Genomic DNA, 910 nt, shown 5'->3' on the forward strand with positions numbered 1-910 from the left:
CGCATCCTTAACCTGTAACTGAACCGTACTGACTGCCTCTGCAATCTTGGCGGTCAGGCGATTAAGGTTGTCATATTGATAGACCGAAACCCGCTGCTCGGCCAGCCCGCTCGCTTCCACCTGTTTGGTTTTATTGCCATAGGCATCATATTCATACAGATGCATGACCGGCTTACCTGCCGATGGCTCAGGCAGGGTTTCCTTGACCAATCGACCCAGTTTGTCATAGCTGTAGCTATACACCCCACCCAGTTTATTGCGGTAGGTGGCAGGCTGAGCTGACCCATCCGTATAGGTATAGGCTTCATAAGCCCCTGAAGCATCCTTAATGACGGTCTTGCGGTTTAACTTGTCATATTGATAAGTCACATCTACATAGACCACCCCCGCATTCCAATAAGGCTGAGTGGTCGGTGCAACTTCGGTACTGCTAGCTAAGGTTTTAATTCCCGTATATAAACCATTGACATCGAAGGCCTTATCAATCTGGTTAGCGGGAGATAAGTATTTGCGCTCTGTAAGCTGGTTACCAAACACATCATAGCTATAAATGGTAACGTAACCTTCAGGATCAATTTTGACCGTATTCCGGTTAAGGCCATCGTAAGCGAAATAACCCTTATTACCGAGTTTATCCTTAACCCAGATGACATTGTTAAAGGCATCATAACCGGTTTCAACCGTAGCGCCCTGTGCATCAGTTTCCTTAACCTTGCGGTTTAATGCATCATAAGCATACTGGGTCAAGGCATGCTCAGGTAAAGTCGCTATGTTATAGCTGGCATCCAGCTGTGCCAGGGTACTGCTGCGGCTTAAGCTGGTTGCTGCATTAAAGCGTGCCGTGCTGATCACATTATCAAAGGCATCATAACTGTAACGGGTCACATAGCCCTGTGCATCGATCTGGTAA

Annotated in this window: 1 protein-coding gene; it reads right to left on the reverse strand. The window is 47.3% G+C overall.

Annotated elements, in window-relative coordinates; genetic code table 11:
• Nucleotides 1-910: hypothetical protein (locus tag ACS604_RS18920; protein ID WP_474772647.1), on the reverse strand; the 910-nt coding region annotated here is incomplete at both ends.

It is taken from the genome of Acinetobacter sp. Li1LvA2, from assembly GCF_056156705.1.